The organism is Andreprevotia chitinilytica DSM 18519 (assembly GCF_000711875.1).
Classification (GTDB): domain Bacteria; phylum Pseudomonadota; class Gammaproteobacteria; order Burkholderiales; family Chitinibacteraceae; genus Andreprevotia; species Andreprevotia chitinilytica.
On the sequence record NZ_JONM01000003.1, the window covers coordinates 124,915 to 150,980 of the forward strand.

Annotated in this window: 17 protein-coding genes; 13 read left to right on the forward strand and 4 right to left on the reverse strand. The window is 60.6% G+C overall.

The features are described 5' to 3' along the window. Nucleotides 1–3 precede the first annotated feature (3 nt). Nucleotides 4–1,968: a sensor histidine kinase gene (locus BR41_RS05785; RefSeq protein WP_035054027.1), complete on the reverse strand. Its 1,965-nt coding sequence runs from the start codon at nt 1,966–1,968 to the stop codon at nt 4–6. 63 nt (nt 1,969–2,031) lie between these two features. After that, on the reverse strand, nt 2,032–2,718 hold the full coding sequence (locus tag BR41_RS05790) for a response regulator transcription factor (RefSeq protein WP_035054029.1): 687 nt from the start codon (nt 2,716–2,718) through the stop codon (nt 2,032–2,034). Nucleotides 2,719–2,907: 189 nt separating this feature from the next. Between BR41_RS05790 and BR41_RS05795 the strand changes: the two genes are divergently transcribed. From BR41_RS05795 to fusA, 8 genes are all read left to right on the forward strand, one after another. Continuing rightward, nucleotides 2,908–3,180 (forward strand): hypothetical protein, encoded by a 273-nt coding sequence (locus BR41_RS05795; protein WP_035054032.1) that lies wholly within the window; start codon nt 2,908–2,910, stop codon nt 3,178–3,180. Between the two features lie 150 nt (nt 3,181–3,330). Beyond that, entirely contained in the window at nt 3,331–5,055 is a 1,725-nt protein-coding gene (locus BR41_RS05800) for an RICIN domain-containing protein (RefSeq protein ID WP_035054034.1), read from the forward strand. Nucleotides 5,056–5,249: 194 nt separating this feature from the next. Next, nucleotides 5,250–5,540, forward strand: a complete 291-nt coding sequence (locus tag BR41_RS05805) for a PsiF family protein (protein WP_035054036.1) — start codon at nt 5,250–5,252, stop codon at nt 5,538–5,540. A 253-nt stretch (nt 5,541–5,793) separates the two neighbouring features. Then, nucleotides 5,794–8,373 (forward strand): ATP-binding protein, encoded by a 2,580-nt coding sequence (locus BR41_RS05810; protein WP_051710292.1) that lies wholly within the window; start codon nt 5,794–5,796, stop codon nt 8,371–8,373. Beyond that, complete coding sequence (locus BR41_RS05815; protein WP_035054038.1) at nt 8,370–8,819, forward strand: response regulator; 450 nt, start codon at nt 8,370–8,372, stop codon at nt 8,817–8,819. The genes BR41_RS05810 and BR41_RS05815 overlap by 4 nt, the downstream gene beginning before the upstream one ends. Before the next feature lie 169 nt (nt 8,820–8,988). Beyond that, the gene (gene apbC / locus BR41_RS05820; RefSeq protein WP_035054040.1) at nt 8,989–10,077 is read left to right on the forward strand and encodes an iron-sulfur cluster carrier protein ApbC; all 1,089 of its coding nucleotides are present in this window, start codon (nt 8,989–8,991) and stop codon (nt 10,075–10,077) included. A gap of 70 nt (nt 10,078–10,147) precedes the next feature. After that, nucleotides 10,148–10,507: an antibiotic biosynthesis monooxygenase family protein gene (locus BR41_RS05825; RefSeq protein WP_051710297.1), complete on the forward strand. Its 360-nt coding sequence runs from the start codon at nt 10,148–10,150 to the stop codon at nt 10,505–10,507. A gap of 785 nt (nt 10,508–11,292) precedes the next feature. Further along, entirely contained in the window at nt 11,293–13,320 is a 2,028-nt protein-coding gene (gene fusA / locus BR41_RS05830; protein ID WP_035054042.1) for an elongation factor G, read from the forward strand. Between the two features lie 81 nt (nt 13,321–13,401). Here the strand turns inward: fusA and BR41_RS05835 are convergent, their stop codons facing one another. Together BR41_RS05835 and BR41_RS05840 are read right to left on the reverse strand one after the other, a co-directional pair. Next, nucleotides 13,402–14,619, reverse strand: a complete 1,218-nt coding sequence (locus BR41_RS05835) for a monovalent cation:proton antiporter-2 (CPA2) family protein (RefSeq protein ID WP_035054325.1) — start codon at nt 14,617–14,619, stop codon at nt 13,402–13,404. Nucleotides 14,620–14,893: 274 nt separating this feature from the next. Beyond that, a complete protein-coding gene (locus BR41_RS05840) occupies nt 14,894–16,207 on the reverse strand; it encodes a glycosyltransferase family 4 protein (protein WP_035054046.1) in 1,314 nt (437 codons plus the stop codon). A 140-nt stretch (nt 16,208–16,347) separates the two neighbouring features. Between BR41_RS05840 and smc the strand changes: the two genes are divergently transcribed. From smc to BR41_RS25385, 5 genes are all read left to right on the forward strand, one after another. Beyond that, nucleotides 16,348–19,845 (forward strand): chromosome segregation protein SMC, encoded by a 3,498-nt coding sequence (smc, locus tag BR41_RS05845; protein WP_035054049.1) that lies wholly within the window; start codon nt 16,348–16,350, stop codon nt 19,843–19,845. A gap of 48 nt (nt 19,846–19,893) precedes the next feature. Continuing rightward, nucleotides 19,894–21,114 carry a cell division protein ZipA C-terminal FtsZ-binding domain-containing protein gene (locus tag BR41_RS05850; protein ID WP_035054051.1) on the forward strand — a complete coding sequence of 407 codons (1,221 nt, stop codon included), beginning with the start codon at nt 19,894–19,896 and terminating at the stop codon, nt 21,112–21,114. Nucleotides 21,115–21,276: 162 nt separating this feature from the next. After that, on the forward strand, nt 21,277–23,670 hold the full coding sequence (gene ligA / locus BR41_RS05855; protein WP_035054326.1) for an NAD-dependent DNA ligase LigA: 2,394 nt from the start codon (nt 21,277–21,279) through the stop codon (nt 23,668–23,670). Between the two features lie 681 nt (nt 23,671–24,351). Continuing rightward, a complete protein-coding gene (locus BR41_RS05860; protein WP_084186861.1) occupies nt 24,352–25,293 on the forward strand; it encodes a glycosyltransferase in 942 nt (313 codons plus the stop codon). Continuing rightward, nucleotides 25,293–25,946 carry an acyltransferase gene (locus BR41_RS25385; RefSeq protein WP_035054053.1) on the forward strand — a complete coding sequence of 218 codons (654 nt, stop codon included), beginning with the start codon at nt 25,293–25,295 and terminating at the stop codon, nt 25,944–25,946. Before BR41_RS05860 ends, BR41_RS25385 begins: the two co-directional genes overlap by 1 nt. Nucleotides 25,947–26,066: the final 120 nt, after the last annotated feature.

Here is a 26,066-nt window from a genome sequence, read left to right on the forward strand (position 1 = left end):
TCATCATTGGGCCGGATGAGGCATCTGCACCTCGCGTTCCAGCGGCAGCCACAGCGTGAAACGCGTCCCCCTTGCTTCTGAATGCCATGTCACCGTGCTATCGATGGCCTGGGCGCGGCGACGCTGGTTGTGCAGGCCGCGTCCTGCCGTCGCGCCCAAGGTTTTTTCAACATCGAAGCCCTGACCGTTGTCTTCGATGCTCACCCGTACCCCGGCCCCTGCCAATGCGGTGCTCACCCTGATCTCGCTGGCCTGGGTGTGATGCAGGATGTTGGCGATGCTTTCCTGAACGATGCGCAGGATATGCAGCGCGCTGGAAGGATCAAGCCAAGGCAAGGTCGGCACCTCGCGTACCTCCCACTGCAATGCAATGCCCGTGCCTTCCAGACGGGGCTCCAGCCGGAAACGCAGCGTGGCCAGCAACAGCAGCAGATCGGCTTCGACCGGCTCCATCGAGTCGATGGTCAGCTTCAGGTCGTCCAGGCAGCCCTTGAGGATTTGCGAGACCTTAAGCTCGCTGATCTCGCCATGCTCCACGGAGCGGATCGCACTGATCAGCGATGAGCCCAGGCCATCGTGCATGTCCTGCATCAGCCGCTGGCGCTCATCGCTGATCGTTTGTCGCAGCTCCGCCTTGCGCAATTGTTGGTGGCTCAGCTCAAGTTCGGCTTCGCGCGCTTGCAGGCGTTGCGCCAGGCTGGCGTTGATCTGCTCCACTTCGCCAATGGCGTTGACGTAGCGCCGATACATCAGCATGCCGAAGGTGCCGAACGTGACGGCATTGGTATAGGCCCCCAGAAACCAGCCTTCCGGACCGATGAGGTTGGCGTATTGCAGCCAATCAGACAGGCCCAACAAGGTGCAGATACCGACACCAGCGGCGACCAGCCATCCCTCCCTGGAACGGTTCCAGGCACAGAATCCCCCCACCAAGGCGACGATTGCGCCCATCAATACGGCGATGGCATAGACCACCTGAACGAGTACCGAAGGGGACGGATACACCGGCAAGATCGCCACCGTGGGTAGCGTCAGCACGCTGATCAGGACCGTTATCCCGGTCACGGCACGCGTCAATCCCTTGAGTGCGCGGCCGTGCAGCTGGCACAGGAAAAAATGCACGACCACGATGAGCCAGAACAAGGCATTGGCGGTCAGCCAGGCAAACCAGCCGCCGGTAATCGGCAGGCTCACGTAGTAGTGCAGGTGCCCCCCAAAAGAGACGGCCGCGAGATTGAAAAACAGTAAGTAGTCTGTGTCGTGGCGGCGTTTGAGCCATACGAACAAGGCAAACACGCCCACCGTCAGAAACGCGGCGCTGAGCGTCGCCGGGAATTCCCGCTGCAGTAATTGGCGCAGGTAGTAGTGTCCTCGCAGTGCCTCGGCTGGGCCTAGCCACACGGAGGACAAGGCTACCCGGGTAGGGGGCGCGTGCTCCATCCGGACCAGTATCTCGCTCACTGGCGCGTCGTCGGCGCGCTTGTCCAGCACAAGCCAGAGCGGCGTGAACAGGCTGTTCCACAGCGGGCCTTGCCGCTGAGCCCGGTACACCAGTTGGCCGTTGGCGTACACCGCGATGGTGCCCTCGGTTCTGATGCGCACGCCATAGATCGCCAGTGGCCCGGCGGCGATTAGCGGTCCGGGCGTGGCCAGCTTGATCCAGGTGACACGGACGTTGCTGCCGGTCGCGGGGGAGGCATTCATGCCGCTTTGGCGGGCCGTATCGGGGGGCAAGGCCAAGGGCAGCGCGACGTGCCGCCATGCAGCCGGCAAAGCCTTGCTCTCCATGACGGGCGGTGGCGCGCTCAACCCCGGCGCATCGGTCACCTGCCACTCGGCTTGGGTCAGATGCATGCTTGCCTTGGAAGGCTGGTTGCCACCCGCTTCGACATACCAAATCGCCACGGCAATCAGCAAGGCCACGGAAAAAACGAACACGGCGTTGGCAAGAGCAGGGCGATACGTCATGCCCGGAGCATATCGCACCGCCCAAAGCGGACGCGAGATCGCTGGCGTAACGTTTTTTGACTGCTAATCGTCCAGCAGCCCGAGTGTTCTGGCTTCGTAAATGGCTTCCGCCTTGGAGGTGACCTTGAGCTTGCTGTAAATGCGCCGCACGAAAGAGCGCACGGTGAAATGGGAGACCTGCATCAAGCCGGCAATCTCGTGCGCGGTAAACCCCTTGGTGATGAAGTCCAGCACTTCTTTCTCGCGTGCAGACAACGGCGAAGCAGGCGCTGCGGCGGGCGCCCTGGCATCGGCGCTGTCGTGCCGAAAGCGCGCCAGGATCTGCCGCGCAATGATCGGGCTGATCGGGCTGCCGCCGCTTGCCAGGCTGCGGATCTCCTCAACCATTCTGGCCGGTGAGCTGTCCTTCAGCAGATAACCCGCCGCCCCGGCTTCGATCGAGCGCATCACGTGCGTTTCATCACCGAAATTGGTGCTGACCATGATGCTGCAACTTGGCCACTGCAAGGCCGCCGCCTGAATGATGTCGATGCCGGAACCGTCCGGCAAACCCAGGTCGACCAGCAGCACATCCACCGGCGGCCCCTGCAACATGGCCAGCCCTTCAGCCCGCGTGCCGGCCGTGCCGGCCAGCCGCATATCCGATGCCGCCTCCACGACCTGGCACAACGCCGCGCGAAAGCCGGGGTCATCCTCGACGATCACGACGTGGATGGGCTGCGATTCTGGATCGGTGCGCGTGGATGGCATAAGGGCCGTAGTTTACGACGGATCAGCGCACGCGCCTTGTAGCGCCTTTGTGCTACATACCCGGGCTGCCGGCATCACTAGGATTCGTGAAAATTCTGCAAGACACCAAGTCGGAATTTCCAACCTGTTGCTGTCTAGTCGCAACGGCTTCAGGTTTCTTGTCAGCGGCCATCACGGAGTTTGAAGAGCATGGGACAAATTGTCGGCGGTTGGACGGATTTTGATTATGAAGTGACCAGTGCAGCAAAGACGGTCCTCGAGGAAGCGCTGGGTGGTCTGGTGGGCGTCAAGTACACCCCGACTGCGTTCGCAACCCAGGTCGTATCGGGCACGAACTACTGCTTCCTGACCCGTGGCACCACGGTCACCTTCGGGGATGTGAATTTCCCGGCGCTGGTTTACGTTTACAAGCCTTTGTCGGGCGATCCGCACGTGACTGAGATCCGCCGCATCAACCCCTGATGCCCCGGTAGCGCGTCACGACTGGGCCAGCCATCCGTGCGCTGGCCCAGTTTGTTTTCACCCGCCGCTGCGTACGGATCATTGCCAGCCTACCCACCAGCACCCCCACCGAATCGCAATCGTTCAATCCTCAACGCAAGGACTTGCGCCATGGCCTTTACCCCCAAAGACAACAGCTACTACCGAATCACCTTCAAGCACAGCGGCTTGTGCATGGAGGCACCGACAATCCACCGTGGCGAAGCGGTCTTGCAAGCCAAGCCGAACGTGCAGTCCAAAGGGCAGCTGTGGCGCTTTCAGCGCATCGGCCAGGCGCATTTCATGCTGGTGGCCAAGAACAGCGGCAAAGCCCTGGACGTGCCGCGTTCGACCCATGATGACGGGGCCGGCCTGATCCAATGGGACCCATACGATTCCTCCACGAATCAGCATTTCCGGCTGCTGCCGGCAGGCTCGGGCCATTACTACCTTGTGGCACGGCACAGCGGAAAACGCATTTGCGTGAAAGGGGGCAGCAAAGACGCGAGCACGGGGATCGTGCAGGCGGGGGATGGCGTGAAAGACGAGTACCGCATCCGTCTTGTCCTTGCGGAAGAGTCGGCGACCCACGCGGCCGATCGCGATTTCGTGGTCGATGCCAATGCGGAAATGCGCCAGGTGATCATCGCCATCGCCGGCAAGGCGCCAAAGATCGGTAGTGGCCTGCAGCCCTTGATGGAATTGCTGTGGCCTGCAGCAGACCCGAGCAAGCTCTTGTGGGAGCAGATGAAGCGCTACGTCACCGAGCTGGTGCGTGAAATGATTGCGGCGGAGCGCTTGATCTCCCTCTCCAACAAGCTCGCGGGCATCCAGTCGTCGCTGCAGGATTATGTGGCCGAGGACTATGGTTCGCCGCGCAAGCAAGGTGCCTTCGACGGACTGTTGACGGCCCTGAATAACGCCGAGCCGGATTTCTTCGACGAACGCGATCCGGAAAAGACCCTGCCGTACTTCGTCGCGCTCGGCACGATCCGGCTGGCTGCGTTGCGCGAGTTGTGCGAGAGCTACAAGAAAATCTACGGCAAGGACGACGACAAGCCAGCGGTGCATCTCGCTGCGCTGCAGAAGAAGATTGCGAGTTATGTCCTGGCGGCGAATACGGCATTCAAACGCGCCGAGGCATGGCGCCAGACCAAGATTCGCGTCGAACACACGAAGGAAAGATCCGGCATCAGCACCAATCACACCTGGGCGGTGGTCGACGACTATGACGGCTTCCGCCGCGAGTGGCGTTATAACGACACCACGGGCAGCGGAGACGGGAGGGCGGAAACCAACGCCAAGAGTGCCAAGCAGCTTCGCGAACGCGAAGTGGCTTCGCAGTACGGCACCGAGCTGGACAGCTTCTTCGGCCCGGCCAGATTGTGGCGTTATCTCGATCCAGCGGTGACGCTCGCACCCAAGAAGACAACGATCGAAGTGCTCACCGGGCCATTCGGCGCGTTCCGCTTCGACGAATTCCAGGATGATCCGCGTGATCAACCGATCACCGCGATCGATCTCTACGCCGGCGATCACATCGACGGGATCGAAATGCACTATGGCGGCAAATCCGCCGGGCTGCATGGCAAGCGTGGCGGGCGTCACTACCACTTCGATCTGGAAGCCGGCGAGTCGATCATCGGTGTGTGGGGCAGCACCCGTAATGAGGTCTCGGCGTTGTTCTTCCAGACCAATAAAGGCCGCAATTTCGGCGGTGGTGGCCCCGGCCATGCGGAGTGGGTTGGCGATCCGCCTGACGTCGTCGACGCGACGCTCTATCGCATTGGCGGGCGCAAGGGCACGGGTCATATCGAGGCATTGAGCTTTGTGTGGCGCTATACCCGCGATGAATGAGCGCTGAGTCCTTGGCGCCTGTCATGAACCTGGGTCGTTGATTCGCATAGGCCCAACTCCCCCCTCGCGGCGGCGAGGGCGGGGGCGTGGAATCGAACAAGTAGAGCCAGAACCGGCGGGCCGTACAGTCTCGACCCTCGGCCGGTTTGCCGGGTACACTGGCTAGGCCCGTCAACTTTCGTAAGGAGTCATCGATGCGTATTGCCGCCGTATGTGTATTCAGTCTGTTGTTTGCCGCCGCCATGCCTAGCTTTGCCGGCAGCCAGCAGGACAAGATGAAGTCATGTAATGCCGATGCCAGCGCCAAGAACCTGAAGGGTGACGAGCGCAAAGCGTTCATGAAGGATTGCCTGTCGGCCAAGCCGGCTGCCAGCGCGCCGATGTCTCAGCAAGACAAGATGAAGGTTTGTAACAAGGATGCCGGCGACAAGAAGCTCAAGGGTGATGAGCGCAAGGCATTCATGAGCAACTGCCTGAAGAAGTAACGATCGGAAATAACGGTCAGCGGCGATGATCGCCTTTACCGGAAACGCCCCGCTTGCGGGGCGTTTTGCTGCCTGCGTGTTTGCAAACAGGCTGTACCGCGATGACGAACCCTTGACGGCATTATTTGCCGAGCCTGCTTGCGGGATGTTAGCCGACCGCATAATTTGATATTCAGGTTTGCCAGCCCCTTGGCTGCCAGCGATTTTTTCCATCGTTCCTTCCGTGGTTCCTTTCGCAAAAAGGAGAGACGTGATGTCCGTGCCGGATGGCGTCAGCCTGGATTACCAGGCGATCTTCGAACGTGGCCACGTGCTCTACCTCATCCTCAAGCCTGATGCGCCCCGCTTCACCATCCTCGGGGCCAGCGATATCTACTTGCAAACCACCCGCCGCACGCGTGAAGAACTCGTCGGGCAGGGTGTGTTCGAAGCGTTTCCCGTCAGCCCGGAAGACAACGCATCCGATACGCAAAGCGTGCTGCGGGCCTCGCTGGAGCGCGTTGTCAGCGCCGGCCAGCCAGATGGGCTGCCGGTCTACAAATACGACATCCCGCTGCCTGAAGCCGAAGGCGGCGGCTACACCATCAAATACTGGAGCGTGGTCAGCTTTCCGGTGCTCGATGATGCCGGGCAACTTATCCATATCGCCCTGCGCGTGGAAGACATCACCGAGCTGGTGCAACTGCGCACCCTCAGCACCGAACAAAGCAAAGCCAACGATGCCTTGCAGCAGCGCACCGGCCAGATGGAGCAGGAAGTGCTGATGCGCGCGCAGGAGATCAAGGACGCCAACGTGCGGCTGGCCTCGGCCAACGACGAGCTGGATCGGCGCGGCCAGGAAGTACAAGCGCTGTATGACAAGCTCAAGGCGCTGGATGTGTTGAAGACACAGTTCTTCGCCAACATCAGCCACGAATTCCGCACCCCGCTCACGCTGATTCTCGGCCCGGTCGAAGAGGCGCTGGCCGACCCGCAACAGCTGCTGCACACCGAGAGCCTCGAAGCCGTGCATCGCAATGCCCAGCGCCTGCTGCGGCTGGTCAATAGCCTGCTGGATTTCGCCCGCATCGAAGCGAGCCGCCTGCAGATGTCGTTCGCGCCAACCGATCTCGCCGCGCTGACGACCGATCTGGCCAGCTCGTTCCGCTCGCTGGTCGAGCGCGCTGGCATGCAGCTTGTCGTCGATTGCCCGCCGCTGCCGGAACGGGTGTATGTCGACGTGGCGCTGTGGGAAAAGATCGTCCTCAACCTTGTCTCCAATGCCTTCAAGTTCACGCTGCAAGGTGAGATCACGGTGGCTTTGCGCTGGCGCGACGACCGGGTCGAACTCGTTGTGCGCGATACCGGCTGCGGCATCCCGGAGACCGAACTACCGCACATGTTCGAGCGCTTTCATCGCATCGAAGGCGCGCACGGCCGCAGCTTTGAAGGCTCCGGCATCGGGCTGTCGCTGGTGCATGAATTTGCCAAGCTGCATGGCGGCGACGTGCGCGTATCCAGCCTGGTTGGCCAAGGCAGCGTGTTCACCGTCGTCATTCCGACCGGCTGCGCGCATCTGCCGGCGGAACATATCGCGAATGAAGCAAGCGCAACCCATCTGGCCGCGACCGACAACGCCTATCTACTCGAAGCCATGCCGTGGCTCAGCACGCCGGGCGGGCATGCAGAGGGGGAGACGCCGCCTGCCGCGCAAGTTGCCGCCATGGTCACGCCCGCGCGCATCCTCGTCGCCGACGACAACGCCGATATGCGCGCCTATCTCACGCGCATCCTCTCCGCCCGCTGGCGCGTCGATGTCGCCGAAGATGGCGGCTTGGCGCTGGCCTTGGCGCGTGCCAATCGACCGGATCTGATCCTGAGCGACGTGATGATGCCGAGGATGGATGGCATCGCGCTGCTGCGTGAACTGCGTGCCGATGCGCAAACCCGCGATATCCCCGTCGTGCTGCTCTCTGCCCGGGCCGGCGAGGAATCGCTGCTGGAGGGCATTGGCACCGGTGCGGACGATTACCTCGTCAAACCGTTCTCCGCCCGTGAATTGCTGGCGCGGGTGCAAACCCACCTCGGCATGGCGCTGCAGCGGCGTGAATGGGCCAAGGAGCTGGAACGCGCCAATGTCGAGCTGGAGGCATTCAGTTATTCGGTCTCGCACGATCTGCGAACGCCGTTGCGCGCTGTCGATGGCTTCAGCAAGGTATTGCTCGATAGCTACGGTGACCGGCTGGACGAAGAGGGCCGGCATTTTCTGGTGCGCGTGCGCACCGCCACCCAGCGCATGGGCGCCTTGATTGATGATCTGCTCAACCTGTCACGCATTACCCGCGCGCCGCTCAAGCGGGAACTGATCGATGTGAGTGGCATGGCGCGCCACATTCTGGACGAACTGGCCGAGCGCGAACCGTATCGCCGGGTGGAGATCGAGGTGGCGACGGCATTGGTCAGCGAGGCCGACTGCGCCTTGCTGAAGGTCCTGCTGGAGAACCTCCTGGCCAACGCCTGGAAATACAGCTCGAAACGATCGCAATCACGCATCGAGGTTGGCCTGCTGCCAGCCGGTGAGCCCCAGGCAACGGGCCGGCAGCAAAACGGTGCGCAAGCTGGGGACGGCCCGGTCTTTTTCGTTCGCGACAACGGCGCTGGCTTTGATATGGCGCACGCCCGCAAACTGTTCTCGCCGTTTCATCGACTGCACGCCGCGTCTGAATTCGAAGGCACCGGTATCGGTCTGGCCACGGTTCAGCGCATCGTGGCGCGGCATGGTGGGCGGGTCTGGGCGGAAGCCGCCAAGGATGCCGGGGCCACCTTCTATTTCACCTTGGGAGGCGTGCAGTGAAATCAACCCAGGTCATCCTTCTGGTCGAAGACAACGACGACGATGCCGAACTGACCATGATGGCGTTCAAACAGGCGCGCATCGGCAATCCGATGGTCTGGGCGAAGGATGGCGTCGAAGCGCTCGATTATCTGTTCGCCATGGGCAAATACGCCGACCGGGACAAGAACGACATCCCCTCCGTCGTCCTGCTTGACCTGAACCTGCCGCTGCTGGATGGCATCGACGTGCTCAAGGCCGTGCGCGCCGACACGGAAATCCGCCACCTGCCCGTCGTCATCCTCACCTCATCCAACGAAGACAAAGACCGGCTGGCCGCCTATGACCATCACGCCAACAGCTACGTGCGCAAGCCGATCGATTACGACCGCTTTGTGGCTGCAGCGACGGAATTGGGGTTGTATTGGCTGGTGCTGAATGAACCGTCGCCCAAGCGGGTGGGGTGATGAAGTAGATCGTCCCCTACGTGTTCCCCAACATGTGTTACCTGTGTTTCCCGGCCAGCGGAGCGATCCGGGCTACGGATGCTGCCGTTGAATATCGTATCGCCGCTTGAAACCCCGCCACTCGCCACGATCTGCGACAATTCTCATTTTTCCCCGCAGGACTGCTGTCATGCCTGACCTCTCCGCCATCCAGGCCGCGCTCGATGCGCTTGTCGATGCCAATACCGGCAAGCCCTACGCCGCCGCCAAGGCGTTCAAGAATCTGCAGGCCGACGGTGGCAGCGTGTCGCTGGACGTGCTGCTCGGCTACCCGGCCCAAAGTCGCTTCGGCGCGATCCGCAGCGAAATCGAAACTGCGCTCAAGGCCGTGCCGGGCGTGGAACGTGTGGCGGTGAATGTCGCCAGCCAGGTCGTCTCGCATGCGGTGCAGCGCGGTGTGCCGTTGCTCAATGGTGTGAAGAACGTCATCGCCGTCGCATCCGGCAAGGGTGGGGTCGGCAAATCGACCACCGCCGCCAATCTGGCGCTGGCGCTGGCGGCAGAAGGAGCGCGCGTTGGTCTGCTGGACGCCGATATCTACGGCCCGAGCCAGCCGCTGTTGATGGGCGTGGCCGACCAGCGCCCGGTATCGCCGGATAACAAGCACATCGAGCCCATCGTCAATTACGGCGTGCAGATCATGTCGATCGGTTTCCTGATCGACCCGGAGCAGCCGATGGTGTGGCGCGGCCCGATGGTCACGCAGGCGCTGCAACAACTGCTGAACGATACGCTGTGGGACAACGTCGATTACCTCGTCATCGACCTGCCGCCGGGCACCGGTGATATCCAGCTCACCCTCAGCCAGAAAGTGCCGGTGACGGGCGCAGTGATCGTGACCACGCCGCAAGACATTGCACTGCTCGATGCACGCAAGGGCTTGAAGATGTTCGAGAAAGTCGGTGTGCCGATCCTGGGCATCGTCGAGAACATGAGCATGCACATCTGCAGCAATTGCGGCCATGCCGAGCCGATTTTTGGTGAAGGTGGCGGGGCGAAGATGTGCGCGGAATACGGTGTTGATCTGTTGGGCCAGTTGCCGCTCGATCTGTCGATCCGCCTGCAGGCCGATACCGGCAAGCCGACCGTTGCCGCTGATCCAGATGGCCAGATTGCCGAGCTGTACAAGGCGATTGCTCGCAAGGTGGCAGTGAAGGTGGCCGAGAAGGCGCAGGACTTCAGCACCAAGTTTCCGAAGATCGTCATTCAGAAAGATTGAGCGGTCTTCTCCCCTCGCCCATTTATGGGAGAGGGGATGGATGCTGACTTAGCTACGGAATCTCAACGACATGCAACAAAACCTCTACTCCGCCACCTTCATCTTCGACGCCGGCGAGTTCGACGACGAATTCCACCGCCTCGACGCGCTGATCGCCGAAGCCGCTCGCCGCAGCGACGGCTACGTCGGTGAAGAAGCGTGGGAAGACCCGAAGACCGGTCGCGTTGCCAACGTCTATTACTGGCAGGGCGAGGCCGGTTTGCGCCAGTTGATGCAAGACCCGAACCACCTCGAAGCCAAGCACCAGTATGAAAAATGGCTCAAGGGCTATCGGGTGGTGGTGTCGCAGGTGTTGCGTACGTATGGCGATGGCGGGGTAGCGCTGCCGGCGACCGGTACTGTTCCGACGGAGGCTGTTGCTGCGGACTGATTGATTGCCTCGCTGGCTATCCACGGGGCTATCAATCTGATTGGAAATTACGATCGGGTTTTCCTATTGCAGATACCCGACTAATTTACTAGAGTACTGACTTCATTACGGATGCATAAACTCATGAACCGACTTCACCACACTGCTCGCCAGTCGAACATCGCGTGTATCGCGATGGGCGTGGTCGCGCCGTCTGGTGCGCACGCATTGAAGGCCATGCAGTCATAGTCTCTTGAGTTCAGGCTCGGGAGGCGGATGCTTCTCGGGCGAAACGGAATACCCAAACCCCCGAATGGCAGCTGCCTTCGGGGGTTTTTGTTTTTCAGCACCGTCAAAATTTTAGTTGAGGTTTCGCTAGCCAGTGATGCAAGCGATGCGGGGATTTTACTTCCCCCTTTTTGAAGGGGGATTGAGGGGGATTTCGACGTCGATGAAATTTGAGATGTCGCAGAAATCCCCCCTGGCCCCCCTTCAAAAAGGGGGGGGATGACTCATCAAATATTTGTTTGTTTTCTTCTTCAACCCAACAGGATAGCGCCATGCGTACCTACGACAAGCTGATCGCCACAATTTGCACCGGCCAAGGGAACGGGGGCTTGCGCTCGTCCTTTGGTCTGCATTCGGTGGGCGTCGCATGCGTAGCGCATCGGCCCGCCGCCTCGCAGCAAGATACAGCCTGACTTTCCCGTGACTATGCTTGGGAAAGTCGGATCACCGCTTTCCCGGCCCAAAACTGACTGCCGGGAGGGCCAAGCCCTTAGGGGGCACTTATTGGGTGAAGCACCATGGAAAACAGCAACCTTCGCAATATCGGCATCATCGCGCACGTCGACGCGGGCAAAACCACCACGACCGAACGCATCCTCTATTACACCGGCGAGAACTACCGCGTGGGTGAGGTGCACGATGGTTCGGCCACGATGGATTTCGATCCGCAAGAGCAGGCGCGCGGCATCACCATCAACAGCGCTGCCACGACCGTGTTCTGGCAAGACCACCAGATCAACCTGATCGATACACCGGGCCACATCGACTTCAACATCGAAGTGAACCGCTCACTGCGCGTGCTCGATGGCGCGGTAGTGGTGTTCGATGCCGTGGCCGGGGTCGAACCGCAAACGGAAACCAACTGGCGGCTGGCGGACAAATACCTCGTGCCGCGGCTGGCCTTCGTCAACAAGATGGACCGCACCGGCGCGGACTTTTATCGCGTGGTCGACATGATCACCAAGCGCCTCGGGGTGACGCCGCTGGTGCTGCAGCTGCCGATCGGGGCGGAATCCGGTTTCAGCGGCGTGGTCGATCTGATCGAGATGGTCGCGCTGACATGGCCGGCCGGCGATACGCCGTCGAAAGTGATCGTGGGCGAGATCCCGGCGGAATTGGTCGAGTCCGCCAATGCGTATCGCGCACGGCTGATCGAGACGGTGGTTGAGCAAGACGACGCGCTGATGGGCGCCTGGCTGGATGGCAAGATGCCCAGCGTGGAGCAACTGCGTGCGGGCATCCGGCGCGGCACGATCAGTGCGGCTTTCGTGCCGGTGCTGCTGGGCGCGGCTTTCAAGAACAAGGGTGTGGAACCGTTGCTGGATGCGGTCGTGGCGTATCTGCCATCGCCGCATGAAGTGCCGGTCGCCGGCGAGGCCGATATCGAGGCCGATCCCAAGCAGCCGTTTGCGGCGTTGGCGTTCAAGGTGGTGCACGACGACCACGGCGCGCTGACGTTCGTGCGGGTTTATCGCGGGCGGCTGGAAGTGGGCGATTCGATCCTGAACGCCACCAGCGGCAAGCGCGAACGTGTATCACGGCTGTATGAGATGCATGCCGACCGCAAGCAGGAACGGCAAGAAGCCAGCGCCGGTGCGATTGTCGCGCTCGCCGGCCTGAAGTCGACCGTGACCGGCGACACGCTGACCGCGCAGGATCATCCGCTGCTGCTCGAACGCATCGATGCGCCAGAACCGGTGATCGACGTTTCGGTCGAGCCGAAAACGCAAGCCGATCAACAGAACATGATGAAGGGTCTGCAAACGCTGGTGCAGGAAGACCCGAGCCTGCGGCTGAGCCAGGATCACGACGCTGGTCAGACGATCTTGTCCGGCATGGGCGAGTTGCAACTGGAGGTGACGCTGGAAAAACTGCGTTCGCGCTTCCGGGTGGATGTGCGCATCGGCCAGCCGCAAGTCGCCATGCGGGAGACGGTTTCGCGCGTGGCGGAGGTCAAGTACCTGCACAAGAAGCAGTCCGGCGGCGCAGGCCAGTATGCGGAAGTGGTGCTGAAGGTCGAACCGCAGGAAAGCGGCGCGGGCTTCGAGTTCGTCAGCGCGATCGTGGGCGGCGCGGTGCCGCGTGAATACATTCCGGGTGTTCAGGCCGGTATCGCCAACGCGATCAAGCAGGGCGTGCTGGCCGGCTACCCGGTGGTGGATTTGCGCGTGACCTTGGTCGATGGCAATTACCACGAGAAGGATTCGTCGCCATTGGCTTTCGAACTGGCCGCTGCCGCTGCCATGCGCCAAGCCCTGCGTGAAGCCGGCCCGCAATTGCTGGAGCCGATCATGGCGGTGGAAGTGATCACCCCGGCTGACCACGTTGGCGATTGTGTTGGCGACATCAACCGCCGCCGTGGCTTGGTAAGGCATCAGAGCATGCGCGGTAACGCGGCTGTGATCGATGCGCATGTGCCGCTGAAGACGATGTTCGGCTACATCGGGCATCTCCGCGCCATGACGTCCGGGCGTGCCAGCTTCACGATGCAGTTCGACCATTACGCGGTCGTGCCGGCGCAGGTCTTGGCGGAGGTCACTGGCTGAGTTCAGCGGTGAGTTGTAGATAGGACAAGGGGCGGACACAGTCGTGTTCGCCCCTTTTTTTGATCCGTCCGATAGGCATGACTACGCCTCTTGCGGCTGCTCCGCGGTCTGCCGCGCCTTGAACCGATCCAGCACACTAAACAAAAGCGGATTGATCAAGATGGAAATCAACGCGCCGGCAATCACCAGCGCGTGACCGCGTGCCGGCAGCAGCCCCAGGCTCAGGCCAAGGCTGGCGAGGATGAAAGAGAACTCTCCAATCTGCGCCAAGCTCGCCGAGATCGTCAGCGCGGTGTTTTGCTTGTGGCGGAACGCCAGCACGATGGCGTAGGCCGCCAGCGATTTGCCGATCACGATCACCGCGACGGTGCCGAGCACTGCCCATGGGTCATCCACCAGTACGCGTGGGTTGAACAACATGCCGACCGAGATAAAGAACAGCACCGAAAAGGCATCGCGCAGCGGCAGCGATTCTTCGGCGGCGCGGTGGCTGAACGGCGATTCGGCCAGCACCATGCCGGCGAAGAACGCACCCAGCGCGAACGACACGCCGAACAGGCTCGCCGCGCCATACGCCACACCCAGCGCGATGGCGAGCACCGCCAGCCGGAACAGTTCGCGGTTGCCGGACCAGACGATTTTTTCCAGCAACCACGGAATGAAGCGGCGGCCGACGATCAGCATGAAGGCAATAAACGCGGCCACTTTGCCGAGCGTGAGCAACAAGGTGATGCCCAACGATGTATCTGCCGCGCTGGCCGGTGCCTTGCCACCCAGCAGCCCGGCCACGGCCGGCAGCAATACCAGCGCCAGCACCATCGCCAAGTCTTCGACAATCAACCAGCCGACGGCAATGCGGCCCTCGGGCGATTCAACCAGCTCCCGATCCTGCAACGCCTTCAACAGCACGACAGTACTGGCGACCGACAACGCCAGCCCATAGACGAAGCCCTCGCCCCACGTCCAGCCAAAGCCCCACGCCAAGCCCATACCCATCAAGGTGGCGAGGGCGATTTGCACCACTGCGCCAGGGATGGCGATCCATTTCACCGCGAGCAAATCCGCGAGCGAGAAATGCAGCCCGACACCGAACATCAGCAGGATGACGCCGATTTCCGCCAGCTCTGAGGCAATGTGGCTGTCGCCAACGAAGCCAGGCGTGAACGGCCCGCACAGGATGCCGGCAACCAGATAGCCAATCAGCGGGGGCATGCGCAGGCGATGGGCGATCGCGCCGAAAACGAAGGCGAGGCCAAAGCCGATCACCAGAATGCTCAGCAGCGGGGTGTCGTGGGGCATGCAATGGGCCTTTTATTGGATTGGAAACGCATAGAGGCGAGTAATGCTGATGCGACAAGTTCCCGTCAAGGTGCGATTTACCTTAGGGCCTGTTCACGATCTCTTGTCAGCAGGCTTTCTCCCCTCGCCCACGTGTGGGAGAGGGGCCGGGGGTGAGGGTCGTGCCAAGTGCAGCGTTCTTATTTGGCACCCTCTCCCTAACCCTCTCCCACTTAATAGCTGAACAAGGCTGAAGCCTTGCACACGAGGGTGAGGGGACGATCGTGAACAGCTCTTAGGAAATCGCGGGCTGCAGCGCGGTGCTCGCCCGTGCCGACACATCGCACGCCACCGCAAACGCCGCATCATGCGCCGCCAGCAAATGCACCCAATCAAACTCGCGTGCCGCCCGTGCCAAGCCGCGGGCGACGAGTTGTGCCCGCAACGCGTCATCCGCCGTTAGCCGCTCAAACTGCAGCAGAAAATCCGCAGCGTTGTCTTCAGCGAAGAGCAGGCCGTTGTCTTCATGCCGGATCACGCTCGGAATGCCGCCGGAGTTGCTCGCCAGCACTGGCACGCCAGCGGCATTGGCTTCGCATAGCACGCGGCCCATGGTTTCAGCATCGATCAACCCGCTTACCGGATTGCGCGTGATGCGGCTTGCGAGTACGAAGAGATCGCTCAACCAGTAGCAGTGCTCAATCTCGCCATGTTCCACCCGGCCGACGAAGCGCACTTGCCCGGTGATGCCCAGCTCGGCGGCCAGTTGCTCGCAGCGATTGCGCTCCGGCCCGTCGCCAGCAATCAGCAGCACGGTATTCGCATGTCGTTTCAGCAGTACCGGCAGTTGTTGCAGCAGAAAATCGATGCCTTTCTTGGCGACGAAGCGGCAGGCCGTGAACAGCACGCGCGCATCGGCGGGAAGGCCGTAGCGTTGCCGCAACGCTACACGATCGCAAGCGATGGGCTGAAAGCGTCGGCAATCGACGCCCCCCGGCAACGTGGAGAGGTGCGAGGCTGCAACACCAATCGTTTGCAAGGCATGGATGGTGTAATCGCTGTTGGCGAGGATGTGTGTGTTGGCGCAGGCGGTGCGCTGCATCAGCTTGAGCCGCGTGCGGCGAAACAGCGCTTCGATCCATTCCGGCGAATTGCAGCGACGGAAGCTGCGATACAACAGGCTTTCCAGGCTTGGCCAGGCACAAAACCCGCTGCCCAGGCGGAACGGGTAGACGATCCACGGCCGCAGTACGTCGTTGCCGACTGAACGACAGATCACCGGCACGCCCAGCGCCGGCCCAAGCAAGCCGTAGTACACATTCGAGGCGTAGATCACGTCCGGCTGGAAAGCGCGCAGACGGCGCAGCAGCAGATGCTGGTTGTGCCAGAAGCCAATCCGGCTGAGCACGCGCTGCACGACATAACCGCAGCGCGTATCGAAATCGGCTGCTGCAGCGTGAAGATCGTCGCTGCGGTAGGTGAACACTTCGATGTCGTGACCGGCAGCCTGCAAATGCGCGGCGAGGTGGATTGCATGCGTTTGCATGCCGCCGAAATGCGGTGGGAATTCAGTCAGGATCAGGGCGATCCGGCGAGCTGGGCTGGGCATCGGGTCGGTTTTCGTGTGGGGCCGCTGAGGGCATTGCGCTGATTTGAAAGTAGCACGTCTATCCCACCGTACTGCAGCATGCTGTTGTCAGCTCCATCCAGTCGCTACAATCGGCCTGGTTTCCACCTGTCATCGACTCCGTGCGCCTCACCCACATCAAGCTTGCCGGCTTCAAATCCTTCGTTGACCCGACGAGCATTCACGTGCCCGGTCAGCGGGTGGCGATTTGCGGGCCGAACGGCTGCGGCAAATCGAACGTGATCGATGCCGTGCGCTGGGTGCTGGGCGAATCGTCTGCCAAGCAATTGCGCGGCGAATCGATGCAGGACGTGATCTTCAACGGCTCCACCAGCCGCAAGCCGGTGAGCCGGGCCTCGGTCGAGCTGGTGTTCGACAACAGCGAAGGGCTGGCGGCCGGGCAGTGGAGCCAGTACGCCGAGATTTCGATCAAGCGCCTGCTGACGCGGCAGGGCGAATCCAGCTACTACATCAATAATCTGCAGGTGCGTCGGCGCGATATCACCGATCTGTTCCTTGGCACGGGCGTGGGCAAGGGCGGGTACGCGATCATCGAGCAGGGCATGATCACCCGCATCATCGAATCCAAGCCCGAAGAACTGCGCCACTTTCTGGAAGAAGCCGCCGGCGTTTCCAAATACAAGGAACGCCGCCGCGAGACGGAAGCACGGCTGGCCGATACGCGCGACAACCTCGCCCGCGTGGATGACATTCAGCAAGAACTCACCCGGCAGGTCGACAAGCTGCAAGCGCAGGCCGAAGTCGCCGCGCAATATCAGAACCTGCACGAAACCATTGTCGAAAAGCAGAACCTGCTGGCCCTGCAACGCAAGCTGGATGCCGCTCGCGACGTGGAAAACGCCCGCCGCGATATCGACACCGCGCAAAACACGCTCGAATCCCAAATCGCCGACCTGCGCGCCATCGAAGCGGTACTGGAAACGCTGCGTGAAGAACACTTCACTGCATCCGACGGCCTGCATAACGCGCAAGGCGATCTCTACGATGCCAATGCCGCCGTGGCGCGGCTCGAACAGCAATTGCTGCATCTGCGCCAGACGCGTGAACGCCTTACCCAGCAACTCGCCAGCATAAAGACCGACCTCGCCCGGCTCGCACAAAGCCGTACCGACATCGGCCGTGAGAACGAAGACTGGGCGAACAAGCATGAGGAAGGCCAGTTCGTCGCTGAAGAGGCCACGCTGGCGTTTGAGGAAGAAAACCAGCGGCTGCCGGAGCTGGAAGCCGCATTGCGCGAAGCCGACGCCGCATTCCAGAGCGCTCGCGATGAATTGGCCAGCGCACGCAGTCGTGTGCAATTGGCGCAGCAGCAGATTGGTCATCACGAAAAGAACCTGGCCACGCTCAAGGCTCGCCGCGACAAGCTCGACGGCGATTGGGCAAGGCTTGGCGGCATCGATGCGGATGCGCTTGTGCCGCAGCGCGAGGCACTCGAAACGCTGCAGATTGAAATCGAAGAAGCCGTGCTGGCCTTGAGCGACACCGAGGCGCAGCAGCAGGAAGGCCGCGAGCGACAAGCTGCGTTGCGTACTGAACGCGAGCAGGCGCGTGTCGATGTCGCGCAGCTCTCCGCCCGCATCGCGGCGCTGCAGGATTTGTTGCGCCAGAGCGATGACGCGGCCCTGGTCGGCTGGTTGGAGCGACATGGGCTTGATGCCATGCCGCCGTTGTTCGAATCGCTGCAAGTCGAGCCGGCCTGGGCCGACGCGCTGGAAGCGGTGCTTGGCGCGCGCTTGTTGGCGCGTATGGCCGAGTCCGCTCCGACGGAAGCTGCGCCGGGCAAACAAGTGATTGCCTTGGCCGCGAGCGCAGCTGATGCTGCGCCTTTCAATGCACCGGGCGGCTTCACATCGCTGCTTGATCGTGTGGAATGCCGCGATCCGCGCTGGCAAGCGCATCTGTCAACCTGGCTTGGCAGCGTCTGGTGCGCCGATTCGCTGGATGCCGCGCTCGCTTTGCGTGATCAACTTCCCGCAGGTGCCTTGCTGGTGACGCCGGAAGGGCATCGACTGGAACGGCTGGCGTTGCATTTCCATGCGGCCGGTGAGGGCAGTGGTCTCGTCGCGCGCAAGCAAGCCTTGCAGGAGGCCGAAACGCAGCTGCAAGCGGTCGAGCCGACACTGGCGCAACTGGACGATGATTCGCGAGCACTAGAGGCCGAACTACAGGCGCTCGATGCCCGCTTGCGCGAGTTACGCCCGGCTACCCAACAGCGCCGTGATCGCGCCGCTCAGATCGAACGCGAACTTGCCCGTGCCGAAGAAGCCGCCCGCCAAGCGCAAGCACAACGCAGCCAGTTGCAGGACGAGCGCGAACTGGTCGCGATCCAGATCGAGGAAGAAACACTGGCGCTGGATGAAGCCCAGGCGATGATCGATACCGACACGCTGATTCCGTTGGAAGAAGCGCTCGACAATACGCGGCTGGCCAAGTCCGAAGCTGAAGCCGCCTGCGAGCTGCAACGTAGCCGCTTGCGTCAGGCCGAACGCCGCGCGCAGGAGGCGAGGTTCGCGGTGCAGTCCGCCGATGCCCGTCGTGGGGAACTGGCTCGGCGGCAAGACGAGCTGGAGACGCAGCAAGCGGTGCTGGAGGAGCGTGCCGAGGCACTGACCATTGAACTGGAAGACGTCGATGAAGGCGTATTCGATGTCGACTTCCAGGAAGCAGTGAACGTGCGCAGCGAGAAAGAACAACTGCTCGCCAAAGCGCGTGATGCGGTCAACGGCTTTGCCCAAACCATGCGCGAACGCGAGGCGGAAAAGCAGCGCATCGAAATCGGCTTGGAGCCAGCGCGTGAGTTGGTCAATGCCGCTCGCCTGAAAGAACAAGAAGCACGCATCGCGCTGGAGCGTTTCGTCGAGGAGCTGGCCGAGGCCAAGGCGGATGAAGCGGCGCTACGCGAAAAGCTGGGCGCCGGCATGAAGATATCCAGTCTCGTGGCTGAAATCGGTCGCTTGAGCCAAGCCGTCAACAGTCTCGGCGCAGTCAACCTCGCGGCGCTGGAAGAACTGACCGCCGCTCGCGAGCGGGCCACTTATCTCGCGGCGCAAGCAGCTGATCTGAATGCCGCAATCGAAACGCTGGAAAACGCCATCCGTCGCATCGACCGCGAAACGCGCACGCTGTTGCAGGACACCTACGACACGGTGAATGCCAATCTGCAGGAGCTCTTTCCGACGCTATTCGGCGGCGGCCATGCGGAACTGGTGCTCACCGGGGATGAAATCCTCGATGCCGGCATGCAAATCATGGCCCAGCCGCCCGGTAAAAAGAACAGCACCATTCATTTGCTTTCGGGCGGCGAGAAAGCACTGACAGCGCTGAGTCTGGTATTCTCGCTCTTCCGTCTCAACCCCGCGCCGTTCTGCATTCTGGACGAGGTCGATGCGCCGCTCGACGATGCCAATACGCTGCGTTATTGCGAGCTGGTCAAGAAAATGGCCGACCGCACGCAGTTCCTCTATATCAGCCACAACCGGCTGGCGATGGAGATGGCCGAGCAGCTCGTCGGCGTGACGATGCAGGAACAAGGGGTATCCCGCGTGGTATCGGTGGATATCGAAGCCGCGCTGGAAATGCGGGATGCCGTTCCGGCCTGAGCCGAATCCGACTTTGAATATTTATTTTCCTTACCGACCAAACAGACCATGACCGATTTGCAACTGGGTTTGCTGATTGCCAGTGGCGCCATTGTCGGCGCCGTATATGGATTCAACTGGTGGCAGGAATATCGCTACAAGAAGCAAGCCAATAAGGCTTTCTCTCGCAACCAGCCAGATGTGCTCCTCGAAACGCCAAAAAACATGGTGCGCTCGTCGACCACCGGTGCGCGGCTGGAGCCGGCTGTAGATGCCCCTCGCAGCGAGCCCCTTCGTAATGAGCGACTTGAGCCAGCGCTGAGCGGTGCATCACGCGTTGATTTCGACCTGACCGAAGCCCTGCCGGAAGATGATCTGCCGCCAGTGATTGCCCGCACGCCGGCACCCGCGCCACAACGTGAACCTGTCCAACGAGTCGAGCAGCAACGCGCTGAGCCTGCCCGTGCACAAGCTGCACTGGAAAGCGAAGATGTCGAAGTGCTCGCCACCAGCCAGCTCGATCCCAAGCTCGATTTCGTCGCCGAAATCCATGCCGGCGAACTGATCCCCGCTGCCGAAATCCCGACCTTGCCCGGCCCGAAGCGGGTCGAGATCATCGGCCTGAATATCGATGACCAGTGGGAAATCGTTGCGCCCAACAGCACGTCGTCGTTTGCAGAGTTACGCATTGGCCTGCAATTGGCTGACCGCCAGGGCGCGCTGACACCGGAGCAGCTCAACGCCTTCTGCATGGGCGTGCAGCAGTTCGCTGATGATTTCGATGCCGTCGTCACCTTCCCGCAGCGCAGCAGCAAGTTGCAATCTGCCCAGGAACTGGATGAGTTCTGCGCGGGTGTTGATGTGCTGATCGGCCTGAATCTGCTGGCAGTGACGCAGCCGTTCCCGATGGAAAAAGTCCGTGCGCTGGTGGATCAAGCTGGTTTGGTGCGTGGCCCGGATGGGCTGTTCCATTACAAGAGCGATTCCGGCAAGACGCTGTTCACCCTCGCCAACCTGAACCAGAAACCGTTCGGCCCGACATCCGAAGGGCTGACGTTGCTGTTCGATGTGCCGCGTGTGGCCGGTGGCATTGCCGTGTTCGATTACCTGACCGAATTTGCGCAGAATCTCGCGGCTTCGCTCGCGGGCGATCTCGTTGATGACAATGGCAAACCGCTCACTTCGGCCAGCCTCGCCAATATCCGCAAGCAGTTGGGCGGCATTTACGCGCAGATGGATGATCGCGGCATTGCGCCGGGGTCGATGGCTGCGCTGCGTTTGTTTGCTTGATTGTGAATGACCATGCGGTTTTTGTAGGAGCGAGCTTGCTCGCGATGGCAATGCCTGACCCGGCTGCGCAATCGCGAGCAAGCTCGCTCCTACAGTACTAACCGGATTCCTTTTTGATTGCGCCGCTGCTTCCCAGCGGCGCAATTGTTTGGACTGATCAACATGACTACTTCCCCGGCCGACCGCGCCACTGAACTACGCCAACTTTTGCACCGCTATGCGCATGAGTACTACGTGCTCGATACCCCCACAGTGCCCGATGCCGAATACGACCGGCTCTACCGCGAGCTGGAAGCGATCGAAGTCGCCCATCCCGAACTGAAAACGCCCGATTCGCCCACGCTACGGGTCGGTGGCGCGATCCTGCCGCAGTTCGAGCCCGTGACCCACGCCGTGCCGATGCTGTCGATCCGCACCGAAACCGATACCACTGCCGACGGCGCATTGGCATTTGATGCCAGCGTGCGGCGTGAGTTGGGGTTGGCCGAGTCCGATCCACCCGTCAATTACGCTGCCGAACTCAAGTTCGATGGTCTGGCAATCAACTTGCGCTATGAAAACGGCGTGCTGGTGCAGGCCGCAACCCGTGGCGATGGCGCGACCGGCGAGGATGTCACCCAGAACATCCGCACCATCCGCCAGATTCCGCTCCGCCTGGATTCGGTCGGCGCCGTGCCTGGCATTCTTGAGGTGCGCGGCGAGGTCTACATGCGGCGCGATGATTTCGAGAAACTCAACGCCCGCCAGCGCGAGCGCGGCGACAAGACCTTCGTCAACCCGCGCAACACGGCTGCCGGCGCGGTGCGCCAACTTGATCCGGCCATGGCGGCAGAGCGGCCGCTGTCGTTCTTTGCCTACGGGCTGGGCGAGGTAGTGGGTTGGGACGATATGCCGCTCACTCATTCCGGCTTGCTGGATGCGCTGGCCGGTTTCGGCTTCCCGGTTTGTGTGGAACGCGTCGTTGCGCAGGGCGGGGACGGGCTGGTGGCCTTCCACCACCAGATCGGCGCCAAGCGCGATACGTTGCCGTTCGATATTGATGGTGTGGTTTACAAGGTTGATTCGTTGAACCTGCAACGCGAGCTGGGTTTCCGCACCCGCGAACCGCGTTGGGCGGTAGCGCACAAGTACCCGGCGCAAGAGGCGCTGACCACGGTCGAGGCCATCAATGTGCAAGTCGGTCGCACGGGTGCAATCACGCCGGTTGCGCGATTGGCGCCGGTGTTCGTGGGCGGCGTGACCGTCACCAATGCCACCTTGCATAACGAGGACGAAGTCCGCCGCAAGGACGTGCGGGTGGGCGATACCGTGATCGTGCGCCGCGCTGGCGACGTCATCCCGGAAGTCGTCGGCGTGGTGCTGGAGCGCCGGCCGATGGAGGACGTGCCGGGCGGAGACTTGTTCAATCCGGTACAGCAACCGAAATACACGCCATTCGAGTTACCAAAAACCTGCCCGGTCTGCGGCTCGCACGTTGTTCGTGAAGAGGGCGAGGCGATTGCACGTTGCTCGGGCGGCTTGTTCTGCTCGGCGCAACGCAAGGAGGCGATCCGCCATTTTGCCGGCCGGCGGATGATGGATATCGAAGGCTTGGGCGAGCGCTACATCGACAATCTGGTTGAGCTGGATTACGTGCACGGCATCGCCGACCTCTACAAGCTCACGCTCGAAGATTTTCTGGAAATGAAGCGTCGTGGTGACGAGCGCGATGGCATCACGCCAGAAACGGTGCTGGCCGGCAAAGTCACTACCAAGTGGGCGGAAAACCTGTTGGCTGGCATCGATGCCAGCAAGAAACCACTGCTGGCACGCTTTATGTTCGCGCTCGGCATCCGCCACGTGGGTGAATCGACCGCCAAAACGCTGTCGGACTGGTTGGGTAGCGTGGCGGTTATTCGTCGCACGCCGGAGGCATTGCTGCGGGTGCTGCCGGACATCGGCGGTGCAGTCGCCGAATCGATCGCGGACTTCTTCGACGAACCAAAGAATCAACAAGCCTTGGATGCGTTGCTGGCGGCTGGCGTCGTGCCGCAAGACGAACACGCACCCAGTGCCAAGCTGCGCGACAAGCTCGATATCGCCACGCTTTATGCCGCCTTGGGCGTGCCGAAGCTCACCGAAACACGCAGCCGCCAACTGGCTGAAGCGGTTCCTTCACTGGCGGCGCTGGCCGCGATTGACTCCGCCAGTGCGATCGGTCTGCCGGCCGACGTGGCGGAGTCGCTGCTTGGCTGGCTGGATCAGCCCGGCCATCGCGAGCACCTATTAACCCTCGATGCGCTGCGCACCGAGTTGCTGGCCGCCATGCCGGCTCAGTCTGCGGCGGAAGGGATTCTGGCTGGCAAAACGCTGGTACTGACCGGCACGCTGCCTACGCTTTCTCGCGATGACGCCACCGCCATGATCGAGGCTGCCGGCGGCAAGGTGTCTGGCAGCGTGTCCAAGAAAACCCATTACGTCGTTGCTGGCGAAGCGGCTGGCTCCAAGCTCGCCAAGGCGGAAGAGCTGGGCATCCCGGTGCTGGATGAGGACGGTTTGCGCGCTTTGCTGGGGTGATGTGTCGAGCAATTCCCGGTTGCGTGCCTGAAGTGTTCCGGCATGCAGCGCTAAATCGGGATGAAATCGGTCCATAAATCGCATGGGCCTCCGTCGTCTCCCAATTTATTTTTCAGCGCGCATCACTCAGCAAAACGGCCCGAAGTCGACGAGACTCGGGCCGTTTTTGTTCTGTCTGCAGGCCGCCTGCCGCTGATTTGGGCTGGCAATCGGTTGCCATGTCATGGCTAACGCTTTGATTTCGTTTCATTGAAATATCTGTTCGAAACAAGTGTTCAAAACAGACGATTGAATTCGGCATAAGTAGTAATACCAATCTGTGCGTATTAGTACTAAGTGGTTTTATGTATTTACATTTATAAAAAGTGTGAATATTTACTGGTGTAAATATTAGAATTTTCTTAAATTTTGCCTGTTCGCTGGCTTGTAGGCAGTTTTGTGTCAGAAAATATTCATATAATTTTAAGTTTTCTGCTTATGAAAAAGCGATCATAAAACAAAAATGGGGTTGCACCGGGTCCGATCAGGATTCCGAGGTCGAGTCGATGTTTGCAGTGAAGTAGCCAAAAACTGATTTGAAATGTTTCAACTGGAATGCCGAGCGCGGCAGGAGAAGTGCTGTTTCCGCGTCAGGCAGATTTCAAATCTCTTTTTCCTTAACTGTAAAACTGGAGAACAACAATGAAAGGCGTGACAATCAGTGTGGTCATTCCAACCTATAACCGTGCGGAGCTACTGCGCTATACGCTCGAATCCTTGCGTCAACAAACGCTGGATAAAACGCAATTCGAAGTCATCGTGGTTGATGACGGTGGTAGTGATAACAGCGAAGCGGTCGTCAAGGAATTCGCCGACGACCTGAATGTGAAATACTTCTGGCAGGAAGATGATGGCTTCCGTGCCGGCAAAGCACGCAATATCGGTACTGCCATTGCCGTCGGCAAATATATCGTTTACATCGATACCGGCGTATTGATGGCAACTTATGCACTGGAAGAGCATTTGCGTATTCACCAAAGCGCAGCTTATCCGACAGTGATCATCGGATATGTTTACGGCTTTGAAATCGATAACGAGATGGTCGATAAAATCATCGATGTGATCGATTATCGTGATGCCGATGCCACCATCAATTATTTGCACGAGCACAAAGCGCTGGACATTCGTCAACGGCAATACGATGAATTGGGCGAAAACATCACCAATTGGCCGGCGCCATTCGATATCCTCTGGACATGCCACGTTTCCGCCGAGCGTGAGGAATTGCTCAAGGCCGGCTTGTTCGATGAGGCATTCAATAGCTGGGGCGGTGAAGACGTCGATCTCGGCGTGCGTCTCTATCTGAATAAAAACTTGTTCACCATGGAAAGAACCGCATGCTCTTTCCATTGGCCGCACAAGAAAGAAGTGGCTGATCATAAAGAGTCGTCCGCCAATGCCGCTGAGCGCATCCACAATAAATACAATCTGTGGGTGACCAGTTTCTACGGCAAGGATTTGCGCGACGAGAAGTATTCGCTCAACAAGGTCATCAAGATATTCAGAGAGCTGGAAGCGCAAAGTGCGCCTAAATGGCCGCCCAAAGGCAAGATCAATCACCGTCTGGCAGAGCGGGTGAACTGATGGCTTGCACTTACGAGAATATCTATCCGGTGCGCCCGGATGTTCCCTTGGCGTCTGCCGGCACGGTGGTCGACGCGTTGGCGAATCACGGCCTGCAGATCGGCGAGGGGACTATTTTCGTTGATGTGCCTCGGGTGGCGTTCACGCAGGTGACCGATGAGGACGCCGCCGAGGTCCGCATGGACGTCAACGACTTTAGCGGCGCGATCAGGATTGGTAGCGGTTGCTATATCGAATCGGGCTTCAATCCGGCGTTTCATAGCCAGGTGGTCAAGCTCACGTCGGTCAAGGTGAACGACGGTGCACCGGGTCAGATCACCATCGGCAACAACGTGGTGCTGCAAGGCGTGGCGATCGTGGCCTATGACAAGGTGGAAATCGGCGACGACGTGATCTTCGGCCCGCTGGTGACCATCATGGATAGCAGCGGTCACCCGGTCCGAGGGCGTGGTCAAGCCGGTGAAGCCAGCCGGATCAAGTCGGCCCCGGTCAAGATCGGTAACGGGGCCTGGATTGGCACCGGCGCCATGATCATGAAAGGCGTGGAAATTGGCGAAGGCAGTGTGATTGGTGCAAGGAGCGTGGTCTATGACAGCGTTCCGGCGAATTGCGTTGCCGTCGGCAACCCGGCCCGGGTCGTCAAAGAACTCTAAATCTGCCGCATTGTTGCATTGAATATGCCCGACCATCTCGGCGGTTGTGGGGATGGCTCGGGCTTTTTCAAATCAACGCATTTCTGTCAGAAAAATCCAAAGCAATATCAGACATGAGGA